This is a genomic window from Bradyrhizobium sp. Kon58, from assembly GCF_055807455.1.
On the sequence record NZ_JBVVOT010000573.1, the window covers coordinates 1 to 249 of the forward strand.

Annotated in this window: 1 protein-coding gene; it reads left to right on the plus strand. The window is 64.3% G+C overall.

Annotation, left to right across the window (positions count from 1 at the left end; genetic code table 11):
* Positions 1-249: GAF domain-containing protein (locus AC0L20_RS41545; protein WP_473295918.1), on the plus strand; the 249-nt coding region annotated here is incomplete at both ends.

The following is a 249-nucleotide window of genomic DNA, read 5'->3' on the forward strand; positions in this document are numbered from 1 at the left end:
ACTGAGCCGTCAGCGCGAGGAAAAGGTCCAGGCGCTGGCGCGACTCGACCAGGCGATGAGGGGCTCGCAGGACACCGTGTTCGACGGCCTGGCCCTACAAGGCCAGTTGCTGATGGATCTGACGCGGGCGGGTGGCGTGGCGATTATCGAGGACAGGCAATTGCACCGCTATGGCAACTGCCCGGAACCGGCGCAGGTTCGTGTCCTGCACAAGTGGCTGCAGGAACGCGACGAAGCGGTGTTTTCCAG